Annotated in this window: 19 protein-coding genes, 1 tRNA gene and 1 pseudogene; 10 read left to right on the forward strand and 11 right to left on the reverse strand. The window is 70.1% G+C overall.

Annotated elements, in window-relative coordinates; translation table 11 throughout:
• Positions 1-77 precede the first annotated feature (77 nt).
• Positions 78-671: a hypothetical protein gene (locus tag EAS64_RS17715; RefSeq protein WP_145854095.1), complete on the reverse strand. Its 594-nt coding sequence runs from the start codon at positions 669-671 to the stop codon at positions 78-80.
• Between the two features lie 278 nt (positions 672-949).
• On the opposite strand from EAS64_RS17715, the gene EAS64_RS17720 reads away from it, so the two are divergent.
• The 3 genes from EAS64_RS17720 to EAS64_RS17730 are packed head-to-tail and all read left to right on the forward strand — an operon-like array spanning position 950 to position 2,319.
• Complete coding sequence (locus EAS64_RS17720; RefSeq protein ID WP_145854096.1) at positions 950-1,612, forward strand: DUF1707 SHOCT-like domain-containing protein; 663 nt, start codon at positions 950-952, stop codon at positions 1,610-1,612.
• Between the two features lie 24 nt (positions 1,613-1,636).
• On the forward strand, positions 1,637-1,882 hold the full coding sequence (locus EAS64_RS17725) for a hypothetical protein (RefSeq protein ID WP_145854097.1): 246 nt from the start codon (positions 1,637-1,639) through the stop codon (positions 1,880-1,882).
• A complete protein-coding gene (locus EAS64_RS17730; RefSeq protein ID WP_145854098.1) occupies positions 1,879-2,319 on the forward strand; it encodes an SRPBCC family protein in 441 nt (146 codons plus the stop codon). The genes EAS64_RS17725 and EAS64_RS17730 overlap by 4 nt, the downstream gene beginning before the upstream one ends.
• Here the strand turns inward: EAS64_RS17730 and EAS64_RS17735 are convergent.
• Positions 2,306-3,067, reverse strand: a complete 762-nt coding sequence (locus EAS64_RS17735) for an SDR family oxidoreductase (protein WP_145854099.1) — start codon at positions 3,065-3,067, stop codon at positions 2,306-2,308. The two genes, EAS64_RS17730 and EAS64_RS17735, sit on opposite strands and share 14 nt — an antisense overlap.
• A 113-nt stretch (positions 3,068-3,180) precedes the next feature.
• Between EAS64_RS17735 and EAS64_RS17740 the strand changes: the two genes are divergently transcribed.
• On the forward strand, positions 3,181-4,017 hold the full coding sequence (locus EAS64_RS17740; RefSeq protein WP_145854100.1) for a helix-turn-helix transcriptional regulator: 837 nt from the start codon (positions 3,181-3,183) through the stop codon (positions 4,015-4,017).
• A gap of 131 nt (positions 4,018-4,148) precedes the next feature.
• Here EAS64_RS17740 and EAS64_RS17745 read toward each other — a convergent pair whose 3' ends face one another.
• The gene (locus EAS64_RS17745) at positions 4,149-6,272 is read right to left on the reverse strand and encodes an MMPL family transporter (RefSeq protein WP_145854101.1); all 2,124 of its coding nucleotides are present in this window, start codon (positions 6,270-6,272) and stop codon (positions 4,149-4,151) included.
• A 195-nt stretch (positions 6,273-6,467) separates the two neighbouring features.
• Positions 6,468-7,091, reverse strand: a complete 624-nt coding sequence (locus EAS64_RS17750) for a TetR/AcrR family transcriptional regulator (RefSeq protein ID WP_145854102.1) — start codon at positions 7,089-7,091, stop codon at positions 6,468-6,470.
• Positions 7,092-7,176: 85 nt separating this feature from the next.
• On the opposite strand from EAS64_RS17750, the gene EAS64_RS17755 reads away from it, so the two are divergent.
• A complete protein-coding gene (locus EAS64_RS17755) occupies positions 7,177-8,091 on the forward strand; it encodes an aldo/keto reductase (protein WP_145854103.1) in 915 nt (304 codons plus the stop codon).
• An 82-nt stretch (positions 8,092-8,173) separates the two neighbouring features.
• Positions 8,174-8,572 (forward strand): annotated as a pseudogene (locus tag EAS64_RS17760) (nuclear transport factor 2 family protein); the annotation flags it as partial.
• Between the two features lie 45 nt (positions 8,573-8,617).
• On the opposite strand, the gene EAS64_RS17765 reads toward EAS64_RS17760, so the two are convergent.
• From EAS64_RS17765 to EAS64_RS17780, 4 genes are all read right to left on the reverse strand, one after another.
• Positions 8,618-10,405, reverse strand: coding sequence for an Ig-like domain-containing protein (locus EAS64_RS17765; RefSeq protein ID WP_145854105.1), 1,788 nt, complete (start codon positions 10,403-10,405; stop codon positions 8,618-8,620).
• Positions 10,406-10,511: 106 nt separating this feature from the next.
• On the reverse strand, positions 10,512-11,225 hold the full coding sequence (locus EAS64_RS17770) for a class I SAM-dependent methyltransferase (RefSeq protein WP_145854106.1): 714 nt from the start codon (positions 11,223-11,225) through the stop codon (positions 10,512-10,514).
• A 128-nt stretch (positions 11,226-11,353) separates the two neighbouring features.
• Positions 11,354-11,554: an FBP domain-containing protein gene (locus tag EAS64_RS17775; RefSeq protein WP_342782051.1), complete on the reverse strand. Its 201-nt coding sequence runs from the start codon at positions 11,552-11,554 to the stop codon at positions 11,354-11,356.
• Between the two features lie 93 nt (positions 11,555-11,647).
• On the reverse strand, positions 11,648-12,184 hold the full coding sequence (locus tag EAS64_RS17780) for a MarR family winged helix-turn-helix transcriptional regulator (RefSeq protein ID WP_145854107.1): 537 nt from the start codon (positions 12,182-12,184) through the stop codon (positions 11,648-11,650).
• Positions 12,185-12,235: 51 nt separating this feature from the next.
• Between EAS64_RS17780 and EAS64_RS17785 the strand changes: the two genes are divergently transcribed.
• On the forward strand, positions 12,236-12,985 hold the full coding sequence (locus EAS64_RS17785) for an SDR family NAD(P)-dependent oxidoreductase (RefSeq protein ID WP_145854108.1): 750 nt from the start codon (positions 12,236-12,238) through the stop codon (positions 12,983-12,985).
• Positions 12,986-13,214: 229 nt separating this feature from the next.
• Here EAS64_RS17785 and EAS64_RS17790 read toward each other — a convergent pair whose 3' ends face one another.
• The 3 genes from EAS64_RS17790 to EAS64_RS17800 all read right to left on the reverse strand — a co-directional run bounded on the left by EAS64_RS17790 (position 13,215) and on the right by EAS64_RS17800 (position 16,171).
• Positions 13,215-13,871, reverse strand: coding sequence for a peroxiredoxin (locus EAS64_RS17790; RefSeq protein ID WP_145854109.1), 657 nt, complete (start codon positions 13,869-13,871; stop codon positions 13,215-13,217).
• Between the two features lie 103 nt (positions 13,872-13,974).
• Complete coding sequence (locus tag EAS64_RS17795) at positions 13,975-15,906, reverse strand: ATP-binding protein (RefSeq protein ID WP_222849383.1); 1,932 nt, start codon at positions 15,904-15,906, stop codon at positions 13,975-13,977.
• A gap of 193 nt (positions 15,907-16,099) precedes the next feature.
• A tRNA-Arg gene (locus EAS64_RS17800) sits at positions 16,100-16,171 on the reverse strand.
• A 143-nt stretch (positions 16,172-16,314) separates the two neighbouring features.
• Here EAS64_RS17800 and EAS64_RS17805 point away from each other — a divergent pair.
• The 3 genes from EAS64_RS17805 to EAS64_RS17815 all read left to right on the forward strand — a co-directional run bounded on the left by EAS64_RS17805 (position 16,315) and on the right by EAS64_RS17815 (position 18,996).
• On the forward strand, positions 16,315-16,689 hold the full coding sequence (locus tag EAS64_RS17805; RefSeq protein WP_145854866.1) for a response regulator transcription factor: 375 nt from the start codon (positions 16,315-16,317) through the stop codon (positions 16,687-16,689).
• Positions 16,690-16,765: 76 nt separating this feature from the next.
• On the forward strand, positions 16,766-17,899 hold the full coding sequence (locus tag EAS64_RS17810) for a hypothetical protein (protein WP_145854111.1): 1,134 nt from the start codon (positions 16,766-16,768) through the stop codon (positions 17,897-17,899).
• Positions 17,900-17,925: 26 nt separating this feature from the next.
• On the forward strand, positions 17,926-18,996 hold the full coding sequence (locus EAS64_RS17815; protein WP_145854112.1) for a DALR anticodon-binding domain-containing protein: 1,071 nt from the start codon (positions 17,926-17,928) through the stop codon (positions 18,994-18,996).
• Positions 18,997-19,052 lie beyond the last annotated feature (56 nt).

Here is a 19,052-nt window from a genome sequence, read left to right on the forward strand (position 1 = left end):
GAACGCGCGAGCGCATTCCGGCGGCCTTGTTGCCTTATGGGCTTATTCCTCTTGTCTTGCTGTCGTTTTCTGGCGGGCTAGCGCGTGACCTTAGAAAGCGGTCCCTTATTAGCCGGGAAATTGGCGGTGTTGACCACCTGGATGCCGGCGTGCTGCTCGCCGTTGAACGGCGTCACGATAGGCGACTTGGCGGCGGGCTCGCAGCCGAGCTTGAACGGCAGCTTCGGGTCGTTGAACCAGACGCCGAGGTGGAACTGGTGGGTGGGCTTGAACGTCACGGTGCCGCCCGGCGACACCGAGAACGTCTCCTTGTCGAAGATGCCCTGGACGGTCGCGACGCCGGTGCCGCTCTTGTTGACGTTGATGTCCGACTGGTACCAGGAGACACCGAACGGCTTGTTGGGAGTCTGGATGACGAACAGGTCGAACTGGGCGTTGGCCGGCATGCCCCACAGCTGCACCTTCATGGTGTCGTTCAGCGAGTGCGGGGTGATCCAAGCCTGGCCGCGCGCCTTGGGCAGGCACTTGGCGATGCCCGGCGAGGCGATCAGCTTGAACGTGAAGGTGCCCGTGTACCGGGGGGCGGCGCTTGCGGCCGACAGGCCGTAGCCGGTGAGCCCGAGGGCTAGCGCCGAGCATGCCGCGATCGTCGCGGTGGTCCGCCTGGTCATGCGTCGGATTGGGAGCAGGGGTATGCGCATCGCTGGTTCTCCTTGCCTTGATGCTTTCCTTGCTTGCCTTGTCTTTGCCAGGGGGCGTCCAGGAGCACCTGGCCGCCCCCCGGTCGTTGACTCCCCGCCGGCTGGGTGCTGTCGTCCTGCTGTACGCGCGGTCGGCCGCGGAAGGTTCAATGGGCCGGCGTGTCGCCGGTTGGCCGGTGTGTCGCGTTGGTCGGCGCTCACCGCCGGCAGCTTGCGACATATCTCGTTTGGCGCTTACCATGTCGGGCATGAGCGAAGCACTCCACGAGCACCTGCCCGCGCGAGACACGCTGCGGGTCCGCGACAACGAGCGGTCTGACCTGCGGGCCTCGGACGCCGACAGGGACCAGGTGGCGGCCGTGCTCGGCGGGGCACTGGCCGTCGGCCGCCTGACGAGCACCGAGTACGCCGAACGGCTGGACGCCACCTATGCCGCGCGCACCGTGGGCGAGCTGGCGCCGCTCATCCGCGACCTGCCCGCCGACGAAGCCGGCGATGGCGGCCTCGCGGCAGCGGAGCGCGCGGTGGTGTCCGCGCGGTTCAGCAAGCTGATCCGCTCCGGCCGGTGGGTCGCCGGGCGGCGCACCCGGCTCACCGTGCGCTTCGGCGCGCTGATCATCAACCTCGCCGAGGCTGTGCTGCCCGGCCGCGAGGTCACCGTGGAGGTCGACGCCTTCTGCGGCAAGCTGATCATCGTCGTGCCGCCCGGCGCGCACGTGATCGACGAGGGCGGTGCGCTGTTCGCCAAGCGGGCCATCTACGGCCGCGACCCGGGCGACGCCGCGGACGGCCCGGTGATCAGGCTGGTGGGCGACGCGCGGTTCTCCAAGGTTGCCGTCTTCCGGGGCCGCATCGACCCGGCCGCCCCGTGGCAGCACCACCTGCAGCAGTGGCAGCACATGCGAGGCTAGCTCGTTATCTGGTACATTGGTAACATGGTAACAGTTGAGCGAGTGCAGACCGGACTCCGCATCGAGCGCAACACGCTGAAGGTGCTCAAGGGCCTGGCCGAGTACCTGGACCTGTCGCTCGGCGACCTGGTCGAGGGCATAGTGCTGCACTCATTCGAGGGCAAGGCGCCGTTCGGCGCGCCGACGCTGGCAAAGATCGGCCAGCTCAGAGAGGTCTACGGACTCGAACTGACCGCCGCCGACGCGCACAAGCTGGAGGAACGGCCGTGACCGAGACGCGGCGGCTCACCGGCCGCCTGCACGTCGGCCTGCCGCCCGCCGAGGCATTCCGGCTGTTCACCCCGCGCGGCGAGCAGGACTGGGCGCACGGCTGGCAGCCGCACTTCCCCGCGCCGGCACCCGACGACACCGAGCCGGGCACCGTCTTCGAGACATCGGCGCACGGGCAGCACACCATCTGGCTGGTGACCGAACGGGAGCGTGGCTGTCGCATTGGCTACACCAGAGTCACTCCGGGGCACCAGGCGGGAAGGGTGACCGTCCGTCTCACCGCCGCGGGCGACGGCAGCGAGGTTGAGGTCACCTACCAGCTCACCGCGCTCAGCGAAGCTGCCGGGCGGCACCTCGCCGACTTCGCCGACGGCTACGACGGCTACCTGCGGTCCTGGGAGGAAGCGATCGACGCGCTGCTCGCTACCAGGGGATGACCCCGTAGCCGCCCTCGCCCTCGCCGGCCCAGACGTAGCCCCAGTGGATGCCGCTTGGACCGTCGTCCGGCAGCGTGGCGAGGTAGACGCTTGGCTCGGCGCCGCCCGCCGCGGTGCGGAATCCGCGGTGGTCGTTGAAGTCGGTGTCGGTGAAGCCGGGGTTGGCCGCGTTGACCTTGACTTGGGTGTCCCGCAGTTCCTTCGCGTACATGACGGTGATCATGTTCAGCGCGGCCTTCGACGACGGATACTGCACCGAGGCGGGCATCTGGCCCAGCGGGTGGGACGGGTCGCTCTGCATCGCGATCGAGCCGACCTCGCTCGACACGTTGACGATCCGGGCCGCGGGAGAGCGGCGCAGCAGCGGCAGCATCGCGTTGGTCACCGCTACCACGCCGAAGACGTTGATCTCGTACACCGCCCGCATGTCGTCCAGCGAGGTCTGGCTGGCCGTCGCGCGTTGCCGGGACACGGTGGCGGTGCCCGCGTTGCTGACCAGGACGTCCAGGTGCCCGTACTCCTTGTCGATCCATTCCGCGGCGAGCTCGACGGACTTGCCGTCGGTGACGTCGAGTGACACGAACCGTGCGTCGGCGCCGCCGTCGCGCAGCGCGCGCTCCGCGTCGCGGCCGCGTTCCTCGTCCCGCGCGCCGACCAGGACGGTCATCCCCAGCGCGCCAAGCTGGCGGGCCGTCTCGAAGCCGATCCCCTTGTTGGCCCCGGTGATCAGGGCGATCTTCGTCGTCATAACCTCACGCTATGACGCGGCCAGCCGGACGGGGGAGAGACCGCCCGAGGCTGGGACTGGCGGTACCACCCTGGGCGGCCCTTGCTTCCGCTCGCCGGTGGCAAGCTTGAGTCATGACCACGGTGAACCGCCCGGACCTCGCGGCGTTCCTGCGGGCCAGGCGGGCACGGCTGACGCCGCGGGACGCCGGCCTCCCGGAGACCGGGAGGCGCCGCACACCCGGGCTGCGCCGCCAGGAGGTCGCGCAGCTCGCCGGCATGTCCGTCGACTACTACATCCGGCTCGAGCAGGGCCGCGGGCCGCGGCCGTCGCGGCAGGTGCTCTCCGCGCTGGCGCGGGCGCTGCTGCTCAACGGCGACGAGCGCGAGTACCTGTTCCTGACGGCGGGCGAGTCGCCGCCGCAGCCGGCCAGGCCGGGACGCCAGATAACCCCGGGCATCAGGCACCTGCTCGACGGAATGCCTGCCACTCCCGCCTACGTGGTGGACGCCGCCTACAACATCCTGGCCTGGAACCGGCTCGCCGTGCCCTTCATCGGCTATCACGCCGGGAGGGAGACGGACAGGAACATGATCCGCTGGATGTTCGGCCGTCCGGCTACCGACGCGATCTGGACCGACGCGGACTCTCTGCGCTTCACCAGGTCCACGGTCGCTGACCTGCGCGCCAGTTACGCCCGCTACCCGGGCGATCAGGAGATCGAGAGCCTGGTCGGCGAGATGCTCGCGCTGTCACCGCTGTTCGCGGAGATGTGGTCGACCTACGAGGTGGAGGTCCGCGGGCCGATGCTCAAGCGGATCAGGCATCCGCGACTTGGACTGCTCGAGTTCGAGTGCCAGGTGCTGCACATCGCGGAGACCGGCCAGCGGATCATCGTGTACTGCGCGGCACCAGGCTCGGCGACCGAGTCCGCGTTCATCGCGCTGGCCGGGCAGCCCGCGGGCGGCTAGCGCCGCGGGCTGCCGGCGCCGCGCGGGCGGCGTGGCCGATGACGAAGCCGCCCGCCCAGGCCATGACTGGCCTGGGCGGGCGGCTTGCGTGCGAGCCGGCCTGCGGCTGGCCGGCCCGCGTCTCGGCGGGATCAGGCGTTGCTTGGCACGCTCGGCCGCGCGGCGTCCCTGAAGTCCTCCAACTCGGGTGCGGGCTGGCGGGCGAGCCTGCCCGGCCACCAGACCCAGCGGCCCAGGTCGAGGTTGAGCGCCGTGACAAGCACCGAGCGCACGATGATCGTGTCGAGCAGCACGCCGAACGCGACCGCGAACCCGAGCTCGGTGAGGAAGGTGACCGGCAGCGTGCCGAGCGCCGCGAACGTGCCCGCCAGGACCGCGCCCGCGGAGGTGATCACCCCGCCGGTCGCGGCAAGGCCGGTGACCGCGCCGGACCTGGGGCCCTGCCGTTGCGCCTCCTCCCGCACCCTAGTCATCAGGAAGATGTTGTAGTCGATGCCGAGTGCGACGAGGAAGACGAACACGAACAGCGGGAACGACGTGTCTTCCGCGCCGAAGTTGAACACGTTGTTGAAGAACAGCGCGCTCACCCCGAGGGCGGCCGCGAAGGACAGCACCACGGTGGCGATCAGCATGACGGGCGCGACGAACGCTCGGAGCAGCAGCATCAGGATGACGAAGACCACGGCGAGGGTGATCGGGATGATCAGCGTCCTGTCGTGTGCCGCCGCCCGCTGGACGTCGAGGTTGATCGCGGTATTACCGCCGACGAGCGCGTGCGCGCCCGGGACGGCGTGCACCGCGGTGCGCGCCTTGTCGATGGTCGTGTAGGCGGCCGTGCTGTCCGGCGCGGTGGTGAGAGTGGCCTCGAGGTAGGCGTGGCCAGCGACCGTCGTCGGGGTAGTGACAGCGGTCAGTCCCGGCACCGACTTGAGTGCACTGGCGATCGCGGGGCCTGAACCTGGATTGCCGAATACCTGGACAGGCTGACCGGCGCCGGCGGGGAAGTGCGCGTCGATCACGGTCTGCCCGGTGACGGAGTCGGGCGTGCCGCGGAACGACTGCGCGCTGGTGAGCCCGCTCGCGTGCAGCCCCGCCAGCCCGGCCGCCATCGCGCCGAGGACGATCACGGTCCCGACCCACACGCCGCGCGGCCGCCGGCCGATGCGGCGCCCAAGCCGCGCCCAGAAACCGGTCGCGGTCGGCTCCGGCGTGCCGAACACGGGCTTGACCGGCCAGAACACCCACCGCCCAGTTGCCACGAGCAGCGCGGGCAGCAGGGTCATCATCGACGCGAGCGCGACCGCGACGCCGATCGCGAGCACCGGCCCCATGGACTTGGTGGAGTTGAGCGTGGCAAGGGAGAGGGTCAGCAGCGACACGATCACCGTTCCGGCGCTCGCCACGATCGCGGGGCCCGCCCGGCGTATCGCGACCGCCATCGCGGTATGCCGGTCCTCATGACGGCGCAGTTCTTCCCGGTACCGCGCGGTGAGCAGCAGCGCGTAGTCGGTTCCCGCGCCGAACACGAGCACGTCGAGGATGCCCGCGGACTGGGCGTTCACGGTCAGCCCCGCGTGCGCCGCGAGCAGGTAGATGACGGCTTGTGAGGTGGTCAGCGCCACGCCGGCGGAGACCACGGGGAGCAGCCAGGCGATCGGGCTGCGATAGGTGATCAGCAGCAGCACGATGACGACGCCGAGCGCCGAGAAAAGCAGCGTGCCGTCAATCCCCTTGAACGCGTTGCCGGAGTCGGCGGCGCTGCCAAGCGGCCCGGTGACGTGCACCGCCATGCCGTTCGCGCCGGACTCCCCGATGGATCTCATGTCGCTGGCGATGGGGCCCGCCGCGCTCCAGCCCTTGCTGCCCAGGTTGACCTGGACGATGGTCTCCATCGCGCGGTTGTCGTGGGCGATGATCGGGCCGGTGACCGTCCCCGGCACCGCGCCGTCCATCTTGGCCAGCTTCGCCGCGTCCGCGGTGGCCTTGGCCTTGTCCGCCGCCGTGACCCCGGAGGGCCGGTCGTAGACCAGGACACCCGGGTACACGTTCGGCGAGATCGCACTCGACCTCAGGTTCAGCACTTGCGTGGACTCAGCCGCTGGCGGCAGCCACGACGAGCTGTCGTTCTTCTCGGCCCCGGTGAGCTTTCCGGAGAGCGGCCCGGCGACCACCACGAGGATCAGCCAGAACAGCACTACAAGCCATTTGGTCCGGCGTCCTGCCGGAGCATAGAGAAACGCGCGTATCGCAGACATGTTCCCCGTTTTCCTTCCTGTCCCGTTACACAGGGGCAGACTCCCCGACGCGCCGTGAGTCATCGGAACGGCACGAAGCACTTATGCATGAGATATATCGCGTTCCTTGAAAGATTGGCAAGGCCTTTTCAGCGAACTCTCAGGAAACGCGGCGCCCATGAAGACTTGACGCCGCGGTCTCGGCACGGAAGGCGGTCAGCCGTTGCGGACCCTGATGGCGTCCATGAGCAGGTCGAACATCCGCTCAAGCTGCTCGCGGCCGCCCGCGATCGACGTGGCGGTGAAGATCCCCACGATCATCGCGACCACGTCCTGCGGCCTGACGCCCGCGCGCAGCGTCCCGTCCGCCGCGCCTGCGTCGAGTATGGCCTGCACGGCCTCGGCCAGTTCCTCCCTGGCCTGGGAGACCGTCACGGTGCCCGAGGCGAAGACGGCCCTGATCGCGTCCGCCATCTCTCGCTTCGCCGCCACGTAGTCGGCGAACCTGCTCATCCAGGCGCGCAGCGCGGCGTCGGGGGAGCGCGTCTTGAGCAGGTCGCCCGCGCTCGCGCACAGGTCGCCGAGCTCCTTCCGGTACAGGGCCTCGACCAGTGCCTCGCGGGTGGGGAAGTGCCGGTAGAGCGTGCCGATGCCGACACCCGCGTCCCTGGCGATCTGGTCGAGCGTGACCGTGTCCTGGCCGGACGCGAACGCCGCCCGCGCTGCGTCGAGCAGCCGGGTCCGGTTGCGCTCGGCGTCCGCGCGCGGACGCCTCGCCTGCGCGGGTTGCGCCGGCTGTGCGGGTTGCGCCGGCTGCGTTGCTTGCGTCGGGTCGGCCATAAAACCGGAGGATCCTCCGTTTTGTTTGCTACGCTGAACGAAGAACCGGAGGAAGCTCCGGTTCTTCTCCTCATGCTACGTCGGTATGACTCTAGACAGGAGGATCCACGATGACAGCAGCGAACCAGCAGACCGCTTCCGGCCCCCGGGCCCCAGTCTCCGCGCCGGGCGGCACCGCCGCGCTGGCCGGGCGGCCGGCCGGGACACCGCGCTCGCTATCCTGCGCCAGGCCGTTCGCGCGGGCGTCAACCACATCGACACCGCGCACTTCTACGGCGAAGCCAACGGCCTGATCCGCGACGCGCTCGCTCCCTACCCCGGCGATCTGGTGCTGGCGACCAAGGTGGGGGCGGACAGGGACGCGGGCGGCAAGCTGATTCCTGCGCAGCGGCCGGATGAGCTGCGCGCACAGGTCGACGCGAACCTCGCCGCCCTTGGCGTCGAGCAGGTGGGCGTGGTCAACCTGCGGCGCGTCGACGCACCCCCAGGCATCGTCGCCGCGGGCGAGCAGCGGGTAGACCTCGACGACCAGCTCGCCGAGCTCGCCGCGCTGCGCGACGCGGACAAGATTGGCGGCATTGGCCTGAGCAACGTCTCCGCCGGGCAGCTCGCCCAGGCGCTTCCTGCCGGGATCGCCTGCGTGCAGAACCTCTACAACATGCTGGACCGTACCGCCGAGTCTGTCCTCGAGGCATGCCGTCACCACGGCGTCGCCTGGGTCCCGTTCTTCCCGCTCGGCTCGGGGATGACGGGGCGGCCGAAGGTTTCTGACAACCCCGCCGTGCTCGCCATCGCCGCGGAACTCGGCGTCACCGCCGGACAGGTCGCTCTCGCCTGGCTGCTCGCCAGCTACGACGAGACCCTGCTGATCCCCGGCACGTCGTCCGCCGCCCACCTGGCGGAGAACCTCGCCGCGGGCGACGTCACCCTGCCGGAATCCGCGATCGCCACGCTCGACCGCCTCGCACCAGATGTTCCGCGGAAGGAATCTCAGCCATGAGCAGCGCAACGCCCAGCCCCGCCAGCCCGGCAAGCTCCGCCATCCCGGCCAGCCCGCGCCAGACCGTTGAGCGTTCCTCGCCGCCGTCGTCAGCCCGTCCCCCGGCGACATCGCCGACTGCTACGCCGACCGGGTCGTCATCGAGATGCCGTTCGCGGCGGGCATCGCGCCGGAGCGCACGGAGACCACCCGCGAGGAACTCCGCGCCCGCTTCGCGGCAGGCGCCGCCGCACGCCGATATACCGCGGTCCGCGACGTGCGCATCCACGACACAGCCGATCCGGACGTGATTGTGCTCGAATACCGCATCGACGGCACGCGGCTCGCCGACGGCGAGCAGTTCACCATGGGCTTCGTCATGGTGCTGACCTTCAGCGACGGCCTGATCGCCAACTCTCGCGACTACACCGACCCGATCGCCGGCGCCCGCGCCCTCGGCCGCCTGGCCGACCTCGCCGCCACCCTTGCCACGAAACCCTAACGAAACCGCCCAACCGCGTCGCCGCGATTCTCCGCTCGCCAGGGCCTAGTACGGCTCCCAGCGCCAGCCGTTGTTGTCCTCGCAGATGATCCGCTCCCCGTCGCCGGCGATTCCGGTCTTCCCGTGGTCGGCTGTGCGGCAGAACTCGCCCGGCTCGTAGCAGGTTCCCTCGTTGCTGAGCGGGTAGCAGGCCGGCTTCGGCGGCGGAGGCGAGGCCACCGTGAGGGACTTCTTCGCGGAAGTCGCGGAGCCGAAGTTGGCGCTGCCCGCGTAGCTGGCCACCAGCTTGTACTGGCCGGCCGCGAGTCGCTTCGCGGACAGCGTGAGGCTGCCCGTGCCCGACTTGAGCTTGATCACGGCGAGCGTGCTCCCGTTGGCCCTGACCGTCACCGTTCCGCCCGGCATCCCCGCGTACTGCGGTGCCACCCGCACCGAGATCTTCTCCGCTCCCTCGCTGCCGTAGGTCACCTTCGCCTTGGACAGGGTCAGCGTGGTCGTGGCCGCCGCCTTGACAATGCTCAGGGTTTTCGCCGCCGACGCCGACGGGTTAACGCCGCCGCTGCCGCTGTAGCTTGCGGTGATCTTGTAGCGCCCGGCGGCCAGCCTGGTTGCCGCGGGAGCGCAGGCGCCCTTGGCGGACTTCAGCGTGATCACGCAGAGCGTGGTCTTGCCGGCCCTGACCGTCACGTGCCCCGCCGGGATGCCGCCGAGGGCAGGCCTTACCGCCACCGAGAAGCGCTCGCGGTGCTCGGCTCCGTAGCTGACCTTCGCTGCGGACAGGAGCAGCGCGGTCTTCGACGATTCCCTGGCGATGGCCAGCTTCTTCGCCGCGGACGTCGAGCCGGCGAAGTCCGCGTCGCCCGAGTAGGAGGCGGTCAGCGTGACGGTTCCGCCGGCGAGGCTCGCGGCGGACAGCGTGTAGCCGCCCTTGCCCGCGGACAGCGCGATGACCCGGATCGTTTTACCGCCGGACTTGACCGTAACGTGCCCGGTCGGCGTGCCGCCGAAGGCGGGCTTGACCGTCACGGAGATGTGCTCGTGCTGCTCGGCTCCGTAGCTGACCTTTGCCGCGGACAGGGCCACGGCCGTTGCCGTCGGTTCCTTGGCGACCGTGAGCGGCGCGACGGCCGAGGCTGAGGCCGCAAAGGACGCGTCGCCCGGATAGGCGGCCGTGAGCTTGGCCGTGCCAGGCGGCAGCGCCGTGGCCTTGAGCACGCAGGACCCGGCGCCAGCCGCGAGGCCGATGGTGCAGATTGCGGCGGTGCCGGCCGAAACGGTGACCGTGCCGCCGGGAGTAGCTCCTCCGTCGCCGGGGGCGGCGACCGTCACCGAGATCGTTTCCGCCTGCTCGTCGCCGTAGCTGACGGCGGCCTTGGACAGCTGCATCGTGGTGGTCGTCGCCGGGGGCGGTGCCGGTGCGGGGCTCGTGACCTCGAGGCTGACGGCCGGCGAAACCGACGAAAGGAAGTCACCGTCGCCCGCGTAGGTGGCGGTGAGCATGACCTGGCCGATGGGGAACTCCTCGGCCGTCGGCGCGCAGTTGCCAGTGCCGCTGGCCAGGGCGATCGTGCAGACGGTGTCGGTTCCGTCGGAAATGGCCACCGTCCCGGTCGGCGTGCCGGCGGCACCGGAAACGGTAACCGTGAGCGTCTCGCCCTGTTCATCCCCGAAGGCAACGGTCGGCGCGGTCAGGGCCAGCGCCGTCTGCGACGCTCCCGCCACCGCAGGAGCGGGGCCGGGCGCCGGAGTCGCGGCCGACGCGACTCCGGCGCCCGCCGCGCAGAAGCTGGCGAGCAACGGCAGGGCGGCAAGCGCAAGGGTATAACGACGCAACAAAGGTCCCCCGGTCCTCAGATAGCGGAAATCGCGGCCAAGTATTGTGAAGCCGGCCGGAAAAAGCAACCTGAGCGCGTCCGCGCGAAATCCAGTGAGGTGGGAATTACGCTGTGCCCTTCTTGACGCAGGTATAGGTGCCGTAAAGCCGGCCCTCGAACTTCACCTCGGCGATGTCAAAGCCCGCCGCGTGGATGATCGGCTCGAACAGCCAGCGGTAGGTGCTGTGCTCGGTGCGGATGTGCACCGCGTAGTCCTCCGCGGTGTAGCCCTCGGCCGGGTCGTCGGCCGCGTTGGCGAACCAGCCGGCGAAGATCTCCGGCGCCTCCTCGGGCCCGAAGTCGTAGATCAGGTCGCGTAGCCGCAGCACTCCGCCTGGCCGGAGCATGCCGGCGATGCGGCGCAGCGCGATCGCCTTCCAGAAGTCGGGGATCTGGTGCAGCCCGTGCCTGGTGTACACACCGTCGACCGGGGCGGCGGGGGTGTAGCTGAGGAAGCCGCCGCGCACGCACTCCAGCCGGTTCGCCGCGGCACCGGGAGCCGCCGCGGCCTTGGCGCGGACTGCGGCGATCATCGCGGGCGACACGTCCACCGCGGTCACAAGGCCGAAGCGCCGTGCCGCCGGGATGGCGAACTGGCCCGTTCCGGTGGCGAAGTCGATGACGGTCGATGTGCCGTCTAGGCCGTGCGCCTCGAAGGCGAGGATGTCCGGTTCGGGGTCGGGGTATCCCTGCTTGCGGTCGTAGCCCGCGATGAAGTCCTCGTCGAGGTGCTCGTCACCCGCGTGCGCCAGTTCGTCGATCATCCACGTTTCGTCCACGCGTGCGATCGTCCGCCATCGACGTGGCCCGGGCAAGCCAATTAACCGGCGGACCGCCCGTCAGGCCGTGACCTTCGCCACGAAGGCGGTCAGGTTCGCCATCGTCCGCTCGACCTGCTCTTCCAGCGTCAGCGGTTCCTTGAACCGACCGCCGAGACCCACCACCGGCTTCTTTCCGCGCATGTACAGCGAGCAGGCTCCGCGACCAGGTAGGCCCGCTCGGGCGACTGCTGGTCTCGCCAGCCGAGGAAGTCCAGGTCCTCCCAGGGCAGCTCGGCCAGGTCGCGCGGCACGTTCAGCCGCTTGGCCTCGCCCTTGGTGCAGTTCACGAAGGCGGCACGGATCTCGGACTCGGTTAGCGGTCACGCCCGGCAGGGTAACCGGCCTGGTGCGGCAGCGGCAATCGGATAACAGCCCGGGTATCACCCGGTCAGCGCGCGTTCGAGTATGGCCAAAGAGCTAGCGAGTTCTGTCCGTTCTTGCTCGGGGAGCGCGGCCACCAAGTCCGCCTCGTGGTCGAGAAGCTGGCGCACCGTGGTCTCGATAAGCACGTGGCCCGCCTCGGTCAGCCGGACGGAGACGGCCCGTCGCGACCGCGACGACGGTGCCCGCGCCACCAGCCCGGCCAGCTCGGCGCGGGCCACCCGCTGGGAGACGGCGCCCGCGGTGATCAGCGTCCGGCGGGTAATCTCTCGCGTGGTGAGCTCGTACGGCGGCCCTGACCGCCTGATCACGCTGAGCAGGTCGAGGGTGGCGGAGTCGATGCCGAGCGCGGTGAGGGTGCGGCGGCGGTCATCGGCGAGCACCTTCGCGATCCGCCACAGCGGCGTGATGATCTCGATCGACTCGGTACGCACGCCGGGCAGTTCCCGCTGCCAGGACGCGGCGATGTCGGCCGCGGGCCAGCGGGCCGTCCCGTCTAGCGGGTAGTCATCCGTGGCGGGATCGTTCGACACCATCCGCCTCCTTCGCTACGTTTAGAGCTAAACATATCTGCGCGAGGAGGAGCCGTGAACCGTATCGTGCTGGTCACCGGGGGAGGAGCCGGGCTCGGCAAGGTCGTGGCCGCCCGGTTCCGTGCCGACGGGGACACCGTGATCATCACCGGTCGCAATGAAGCCAGGCTCGTGAGCGCCGCGGCGGAGATCGGCGCGCTGCCCATCACCTGCGACGCGACGGATCCAGGGCAGGTGGCGGCGATGGCCGCCGCGGCCGGGCCCGGCCTGGACGTCCTGGTCAACATGGCGGGCGGCAACACTGACTTCGCAAGGCCCCCGAGGCAGGACACGGAGCAAGGCCCCGTGCACGAGGGCGATCTTAAGGATGTCGCCGCCGCCTGGCGGGCGAACCTGGACGCCAACCTGCTCAGCGCCGTGCTCACCACCACCGCCGTGCTCGGCGGCCTGCGCGCCGGCGGGTCCATCATCAACGTCGGCTCCATTGGCGCCGAGTACGCGTCAACCTCATACGGCGCGGCCAAGGCGGCACTTGCCGCGTGGACCGCGGGCCTGTCCGCGGTGGTCGGCCCCCGGGGCCTGACCGCCAACGTGATCTCGCCCGGCTACATAGCGGGCACGGACTTCTTCCGCGGCAGGCTCACCGAGCAGCGGCTGACGACCCTGATCGGCGCCACCCATGACGGCCGCGCCGGCCAGCCGGGCGACATCGCGGAGACGGCCTGGTTCCTCGCCTCGCCGGGCGCCCGCCACATCACCGGCCAGACCCTGCACGTCAACGGCGGCGCCCACACCACCAGGTGAAAGGCCGAGAAGTCGAAACGGCCGGCTGCTTCGCATGATCGCGGAAGCAGCCGGCCGTTTTCGGCGAGCCACGTTCAGTAGGCTGTCCAGTCGCGGCCGAACCAGCGCCTGATCCGGCTGGTGCCGAATTCGGCCTTGTGGTCAGCTCGAGGCCGCCGAAGCCGGCGCCGAGAACGAGAATTCGCATTGCCTTCCGCACTCCGTAAAGTGATCCGTGAAGCGACCGGTGTCAGGACGGCTGCGGGACGATCCGGATGTACGGCTTCGGCTCGGCCCAGCTGCCGAAGATCTCCTTGGCCTGGTCGTTGGAGACCGAGCCGGCGATCACCACGTCCTCACCCTGCTTCCAGTTCACCGGCGTAGCGACCTTGTGCTTCGCGGTCAGCTGCAGGGAGTCGATCACCCGCAGGATCTCGTCGAAGTTGCGGCCGGTCGTCATCGGGTAGAGCATGATCATCTTGATCTTCTTGTCCGGGCCGATCACGAACACGCCGCGCACGGTCTGGTTGTCCGCCGCGGTGCGGTCGGCCGGGTCGCCGCTGACGTCGGCGCCGAGCATCCCGTAGGCCTTGGAGACGGTGAAGTCGGCGTCGCCGATCATCGGGTAGTTCGGGGCGGTGCCCTGGGTCTCCTCGATGTCCGCGGCCCAGGCGGCGTGCTTGTCGACCGGGTCGACCGACAGCGCCATGATCTTCACGCCGCGGCGGTCGAACTCCGGCTTGATCTTGGCCATGTAGCCAAGTTCGGTGGTGCAGATCGGGGTGAAGTCCTTGGGGTGCGAGAAGAGCACGGCCCAGGAGTCGCCGATCCACTCGTGGAAGCTGACCGGGCCGTCGGTGGTGGCGGCGATGAAGTCCGGTGCGGTGTCACCGATTGTCAGGCTCATTCTTAGTCTCCATTTCAGAGAAAGGGGCCGGCGCCCCTGTGGCGTCCGGCCTCGCTGTCATCACAGACGTTACGCACGCGGCGTTCCCTGAGCGTTCCCTCGGCTAATTCGCCGCACTCATTGCGCTCAGCTGAGCCGACGTCCGCTCGGCCCAGAAGGTGTGACCTGCCTTTTCATACAGCGCTATCGCGGAGCCGAACCGCTGCCGCGCCGCGGTCAGGTCACCGTCGGCGATCGCGGCGCTGGCTGCCGCCGACTCGGCCATCGCGCTCCACGCGGAGCTGGCGAAGGAGGCCGCGAGCTGCGCCGCGACCTCAGCGAGCGCCTGCGCGCCCTCGACGTGACCGACAAGGGCGAAGGCCTGCGCGCCGACCGGGTTGAGCAGCGCGCTGCAGGTCGGGCAGTCGCCGTAGCGGGCCGCCGCGCTCTGGGTGGCGCGCACCGAGCGGATGACCAGTTCCGGCTCGCCCCGTTCCATGGCGGCGAGCGCCGCGGTGGCGTGCAGCCGCGCCCACGCGTGCCGCGCCATGGGTGTCACGGTGGCAATCGCGGACGCTCGCTTCAGGTACGCCGCGGCCTCGTCGTGCGCGCCCACGCAGGCCGCGAGTTCCGCGCGCCGCAGCCACGGCAGCGCCACGGAGCGGCTGCCGAGCGGCGCGTAGAGTTCGCAGCTGCGTTCCAGGCAGGCGGCCGCCTCGTCCCACCGGGCGCGCACCAGCAGCGACTCGCCGAGCAGGCACCAGGCGAACGCCTGGGCGGGCACGGCGTCCGCCCGCTCGGCGACGGCCAGCGTCTGACGCGCGTAGTCCTCGACGTCGTCGGCCAGTCCGTCCCCGTAGAGCTGGTACTGCCCGAGGCAGTGATTGAAGTCACAGAAGCGCGCGACACGAAGCCCGAGGCCCACCCCGGCCAGGCCCTCGATCTGCGCCTGCAGCCCCGGCCGCCAGGCCCCCTGGACGTGGGCGATGAACGCGAGCGCCTCAAGCGCCGCCGCCACGTCGTCGGCGTCGCCCTCGGCGAGGGCGATCGCGTGCGCCTGCTCGGCGAGGCGGCGGGCAGCGACGAGATCCCCTCGTTCCCGGGCGAGGTTCGCCCGCAGGCAGGCGAGACGTCCCCTTTCCGCGGCGTCGGGCGACAGGCCCTCCGCGATTTCCAGGTGGGGTTCCGCCTCGTCCGCCATGTGCTGCATCAGCCAGGCGCCGGCCCGCTTGCGGTGGATCCGGCCGGTCACCTGCTCGGCAGCCGCGGTGGTGAGTGCCTGGCCGAACGCCTTCGCGGCGCCCGTCGGGTCGCCCGACTGCACGCGTAGATCGCCGACTCGCTCCCACAGGTCGCTGGTCAGCTCGGGCTCGGCGGTCTGGTCGCTGCTGATCTCCGCGAACTGGCGCTGGGTCGCGGGACTCGGCTCGACGCCCAGTTCGCCGGCGAGCGCCTCACGCAGCCGCGCGTACTGACGCCGCGCCTCGTCGCGACGGCCGGCGAGCGCGTACAGCCGCATCAGCCACGCGTGGTTCTCTTCCCCGAGCGGTTCCGCGGCTACCAGCCGCTGCACCGCACGGGCGGCGCTGTTCAGCTCGGCCCGCGCCTCAAGCAGCCCGGCGAACTCCCCGACGAGCGCCAGCCAGTCGGCCTGCAGTTCCTCGCGCAGTGCTGCCGCCCAGTCTTCGTAGCGGTCCTCGGGCAGCAGGCCGTCCTTGTAGACGTCGATCGCGCGGCTGTAGGTGCCCGCGTTGCCTGTCCTGCGGGCCGCGCGCACCAGCGACCAGTAGTCGTCGACATCGACCGTCAGTTCATCGGGCGGCAGGCAGACCAGGTCGCCTGCGGACACGATCAGTCCGGCGCCCTCGCCCCCGTCAAGGCTGCGCCTGGCCGAGTGCAGTGCCTTGCGCAGATTCGCCGCAGCCGCCTGCGGATCGAGTTCCGGCCACAGGGCATCCATCGCCTGCTCACGGCGAAGCCGATGCCCGGGAGCCAGCGCGAGCAGCTTGACAAGCGCGGCAGGCTTGCGCTGCGACCACGCCTTCGGCGCCACCACCCGGCCGTCAACCGTGACCCTGAACCCGCCAAACAAGTCAATACAAAGAGTCACTCAGCCGCCCCGCGAAGTCCCCGTCAGCTCCAAGCGCAAGCTATCACGGGCGGCTACGAAAGGGATCTTGCCGCCCGCCCGCGGGGCAAAAGACAAAACACCGCGAACCCGCTGCCTGTTCACGGTGTCATCAAACGGGTGCCCCCAGAAGGATTCGAACCTTCGCACCTGGCTCCGGAGGCCAGTGCTCTATCCCCTGAGCTATGGGGGCTCAGCAACGGAGCAAGGCTACCAGTCCGCGGCGGCTCTTGTGACAAGCGCACGCGGCCAGGCCCGGGTAACCCATCGCCGGAGGGGAGCTGGCTTAGCAACATACGCCGAAAGGCGGTAGCCTCACCGAGTGTGACGCAAGGTTTGGGCCGTGTACTCGTCGTGGATGACGATGAGGTGATCCGGCAGCTTATCGCGGTGAACCTCACGCTTGAGGGGTTCGACGTGGCGACCGCTGTCGACGGCCAGGACTGCCTCGACAAGGTTCGGGCCATCCAGCCGGACGTGATCACCCTCGACGTGATGATGCCGCGCCTCGACGGCTGGGAGACCGCGGTACAGCTCCGCAAGATGCCGGAGGCCGCGCACATCAAGGTCGTGCTGATTACGGCGCGCGCCCAGGAGGACGACATCGCCAGGGGGGCCAACGTCGGTGCCGACGCCTACCTGACCAAGCCCTTCGACCCGGGCGAGATGATCCGGGTCGTCCGCGAGCTGGCCGGCGTCAAACCCGCCTAACCGCGTCGGGAGCGCAACCGTTCCGCCGCGCCGTCGTCTTAGCAGACGTAGGGTCCGCCCACGGATTGCGGAAGAGATGACGGCCATGAAGCGCCTGCTGTCCCGGATCTGCGTAATCGCCGCGATCACCGGAATCACCGTCGCCGCCCTGGCCATCGTCGCGGGCACGCCAGGCCACGCAAGCTCGCCACAGAAGGCCAGCTCTCCAGCGGTGCACAAGCCCGCCTGGCATTTCATCTTCGCCATACCGAACGGCAACGCCACCACCCACTTCAACGCCTTCACCGCGGTCGTCGCCACGGGGAAGACCGCGGGCTGGGCGTTTATGGAGAACGCGCCCTACGCCTACGAGCGCACCGGACCCAGGACCTGGAAGAAGGTCCCGTTCCCCGGCAAGAACGGCAACGTCGCGCTCGCGGCGGTCGCGTCGGACGGCAGGGGCGCGGTATGGGCCGGCTACTTCACCGCCAGCGGCACGCAGCTCGACCGGTGGACTGGGACGAAATGGGAAGTGGCCAGGACCTTCCCCGGTTACCTCAGCGGCCTGACGGTCCTCGCCAGTGACGACGTGTGGGTATTCGGCGGTACCGGGCAGCAGCAAAGCCACGGCGTGTTCCACTACAACGGCCGCACCTGGACCGAGGTGGCAAGCACCCCGCAGGGCGGCGCCGCACTGAGCGACACGAACGTCTGGGCGTACAGCGGCCAGCTGATCGACCACTTCAACGGCAAGCGGTGGACGTCGGTGAACGTAGCGAAGCTCCTCCCGCCAAGGAACAGGCAGGCACTGGCAGGCGTCAAGCCGTTCCTGACCGGCATCAGGGCGCTGTCCGCCGCCGACGTCTACGCGACGGGCGAGGGCACCGATCCCCCGCACGGCGGCCCGCTGGTCTTGCTGCACTTCAACGGCCATGCCTGGAGCCGGGTCTTGCTCGCGAAAAACAACACAAGCCCCAGTGGGCAGCGCATCGTCCCGGACGGCAAAGGCGGCCTGTGGATCCCGGGCGGTGACGGTGCGCAAAACCCGGCTTTGCTGCACTACTCGAACGGCAAGCTGACCACGGTGACCCTCCCGGCCGAAGCCACCTGGGTGCCCACCATCGCCGACTCCCTCGCCCGCATCCCCGGCACCAGCGAAATGCTGGCGGGCGGCGTCCAGTACACAGACGGCAACAACAAGACGAACTCGGTGATTCTCCAGTACTCCTAACGGGAAGCGGCCCCTAGCCTGGGTGCGTGATCACCAGCGACCTGCGCCGGGCGCTGGCAGGCGCGGTCGCCGCGGCCGGCCTCCCGCCGGGAGCCGATCCTGGCCTGCGCCCGGTCGGCGGACCCGGTCGGCCAGGCCGGTACGCGGCGAGCGTCGCGCTGTCACTCGGCCCCGACCCCCGCGCGATCGCGCGCGCCCTGGCGGAAACGCTCGCCGTCGAGCCCTGGATCGAGAAGGCCGAGGTCACCGGCCCCGGCTACCTGACGATCACCGTCACAACGGAGGCGCTGGCCGGCCTCGCCGACCGCATCACCCGCGCCGGCCCCGCGTGCGCGACGAGCGAGGCGCTGGCCGGCCGGACCGTCGCCGCCCCGCCGCAAGGCGACCCGCTGGCCGCCGCCAGCTGGGAAAAGGCAAGGGCCGCACTAGCCGCGCAACTGACCGCCCGTCTCGCCGCCGCGGCGGGCGCGACGGTCACGGACTCCACTGACCCCGAACGGTTGCGTGTTCCACCCCCCGCGCGCAGCGACTCGGAACCGGGCGAAGCCCGCACCCGTTCGGACGATTCCCGGCAGGTACCCGGCGCGGACCCGCGGCGGCAGGAGACCCCGGCCACCGCCGTCTCGTTCGCGGGCCGCGACGCCGTCCTGTTTACGCTGGCCAGAGCCATCCCTGGCCGCCCGTTGGCGGTCGGGGAGCCGATAATCGCGAGGCATGTCCCCGGCAATCCCGCCTATGCTGTGAGGTATGCGCACGCCCGAGCCGCGTCCGGGGTGCGCTGGGGAGAGATTGCCGCCCTGCGGTGCCTGCCCGCTGACCCAGCGGAGCTTGCGCTGCTTGACGTGCTGTCGTGGCTACCGGAACGGGTCGCCACCGCCGCGCGCCGCGACCGGCCCGACGAGTTCGCCCGCTACCTGGAGGATCTGGCCAGCGTCACCATCGACGTCCTGACTACCCCGCGCAACCCCGGCTGTGCCGCAGACCCGGGGCGAGCGCCGGCTCCGGGAAGTGACAGACTTTCCCTGGCCAGCGCGGCGCGGACAGGTCTTGCCGCAGGACTTGGCCTGCTTGGAGTGAGCGCGCCTGACCGCCTATGAAGTGATGTCCCCCCGGACCGTGACCGGAGGGTTACGGGGGCTGGTCCCCCGGAAGG

Source organism: Trebonia kvetii (assembly GCF_007827045.1).
Taxonomy (GTDB): domain Bacteria; phylum Actinomycetota; class Actinomycetes; order Streptosporangiales; family Streptosporangiaceae; genus Trebonia; species Trebonia kvetii.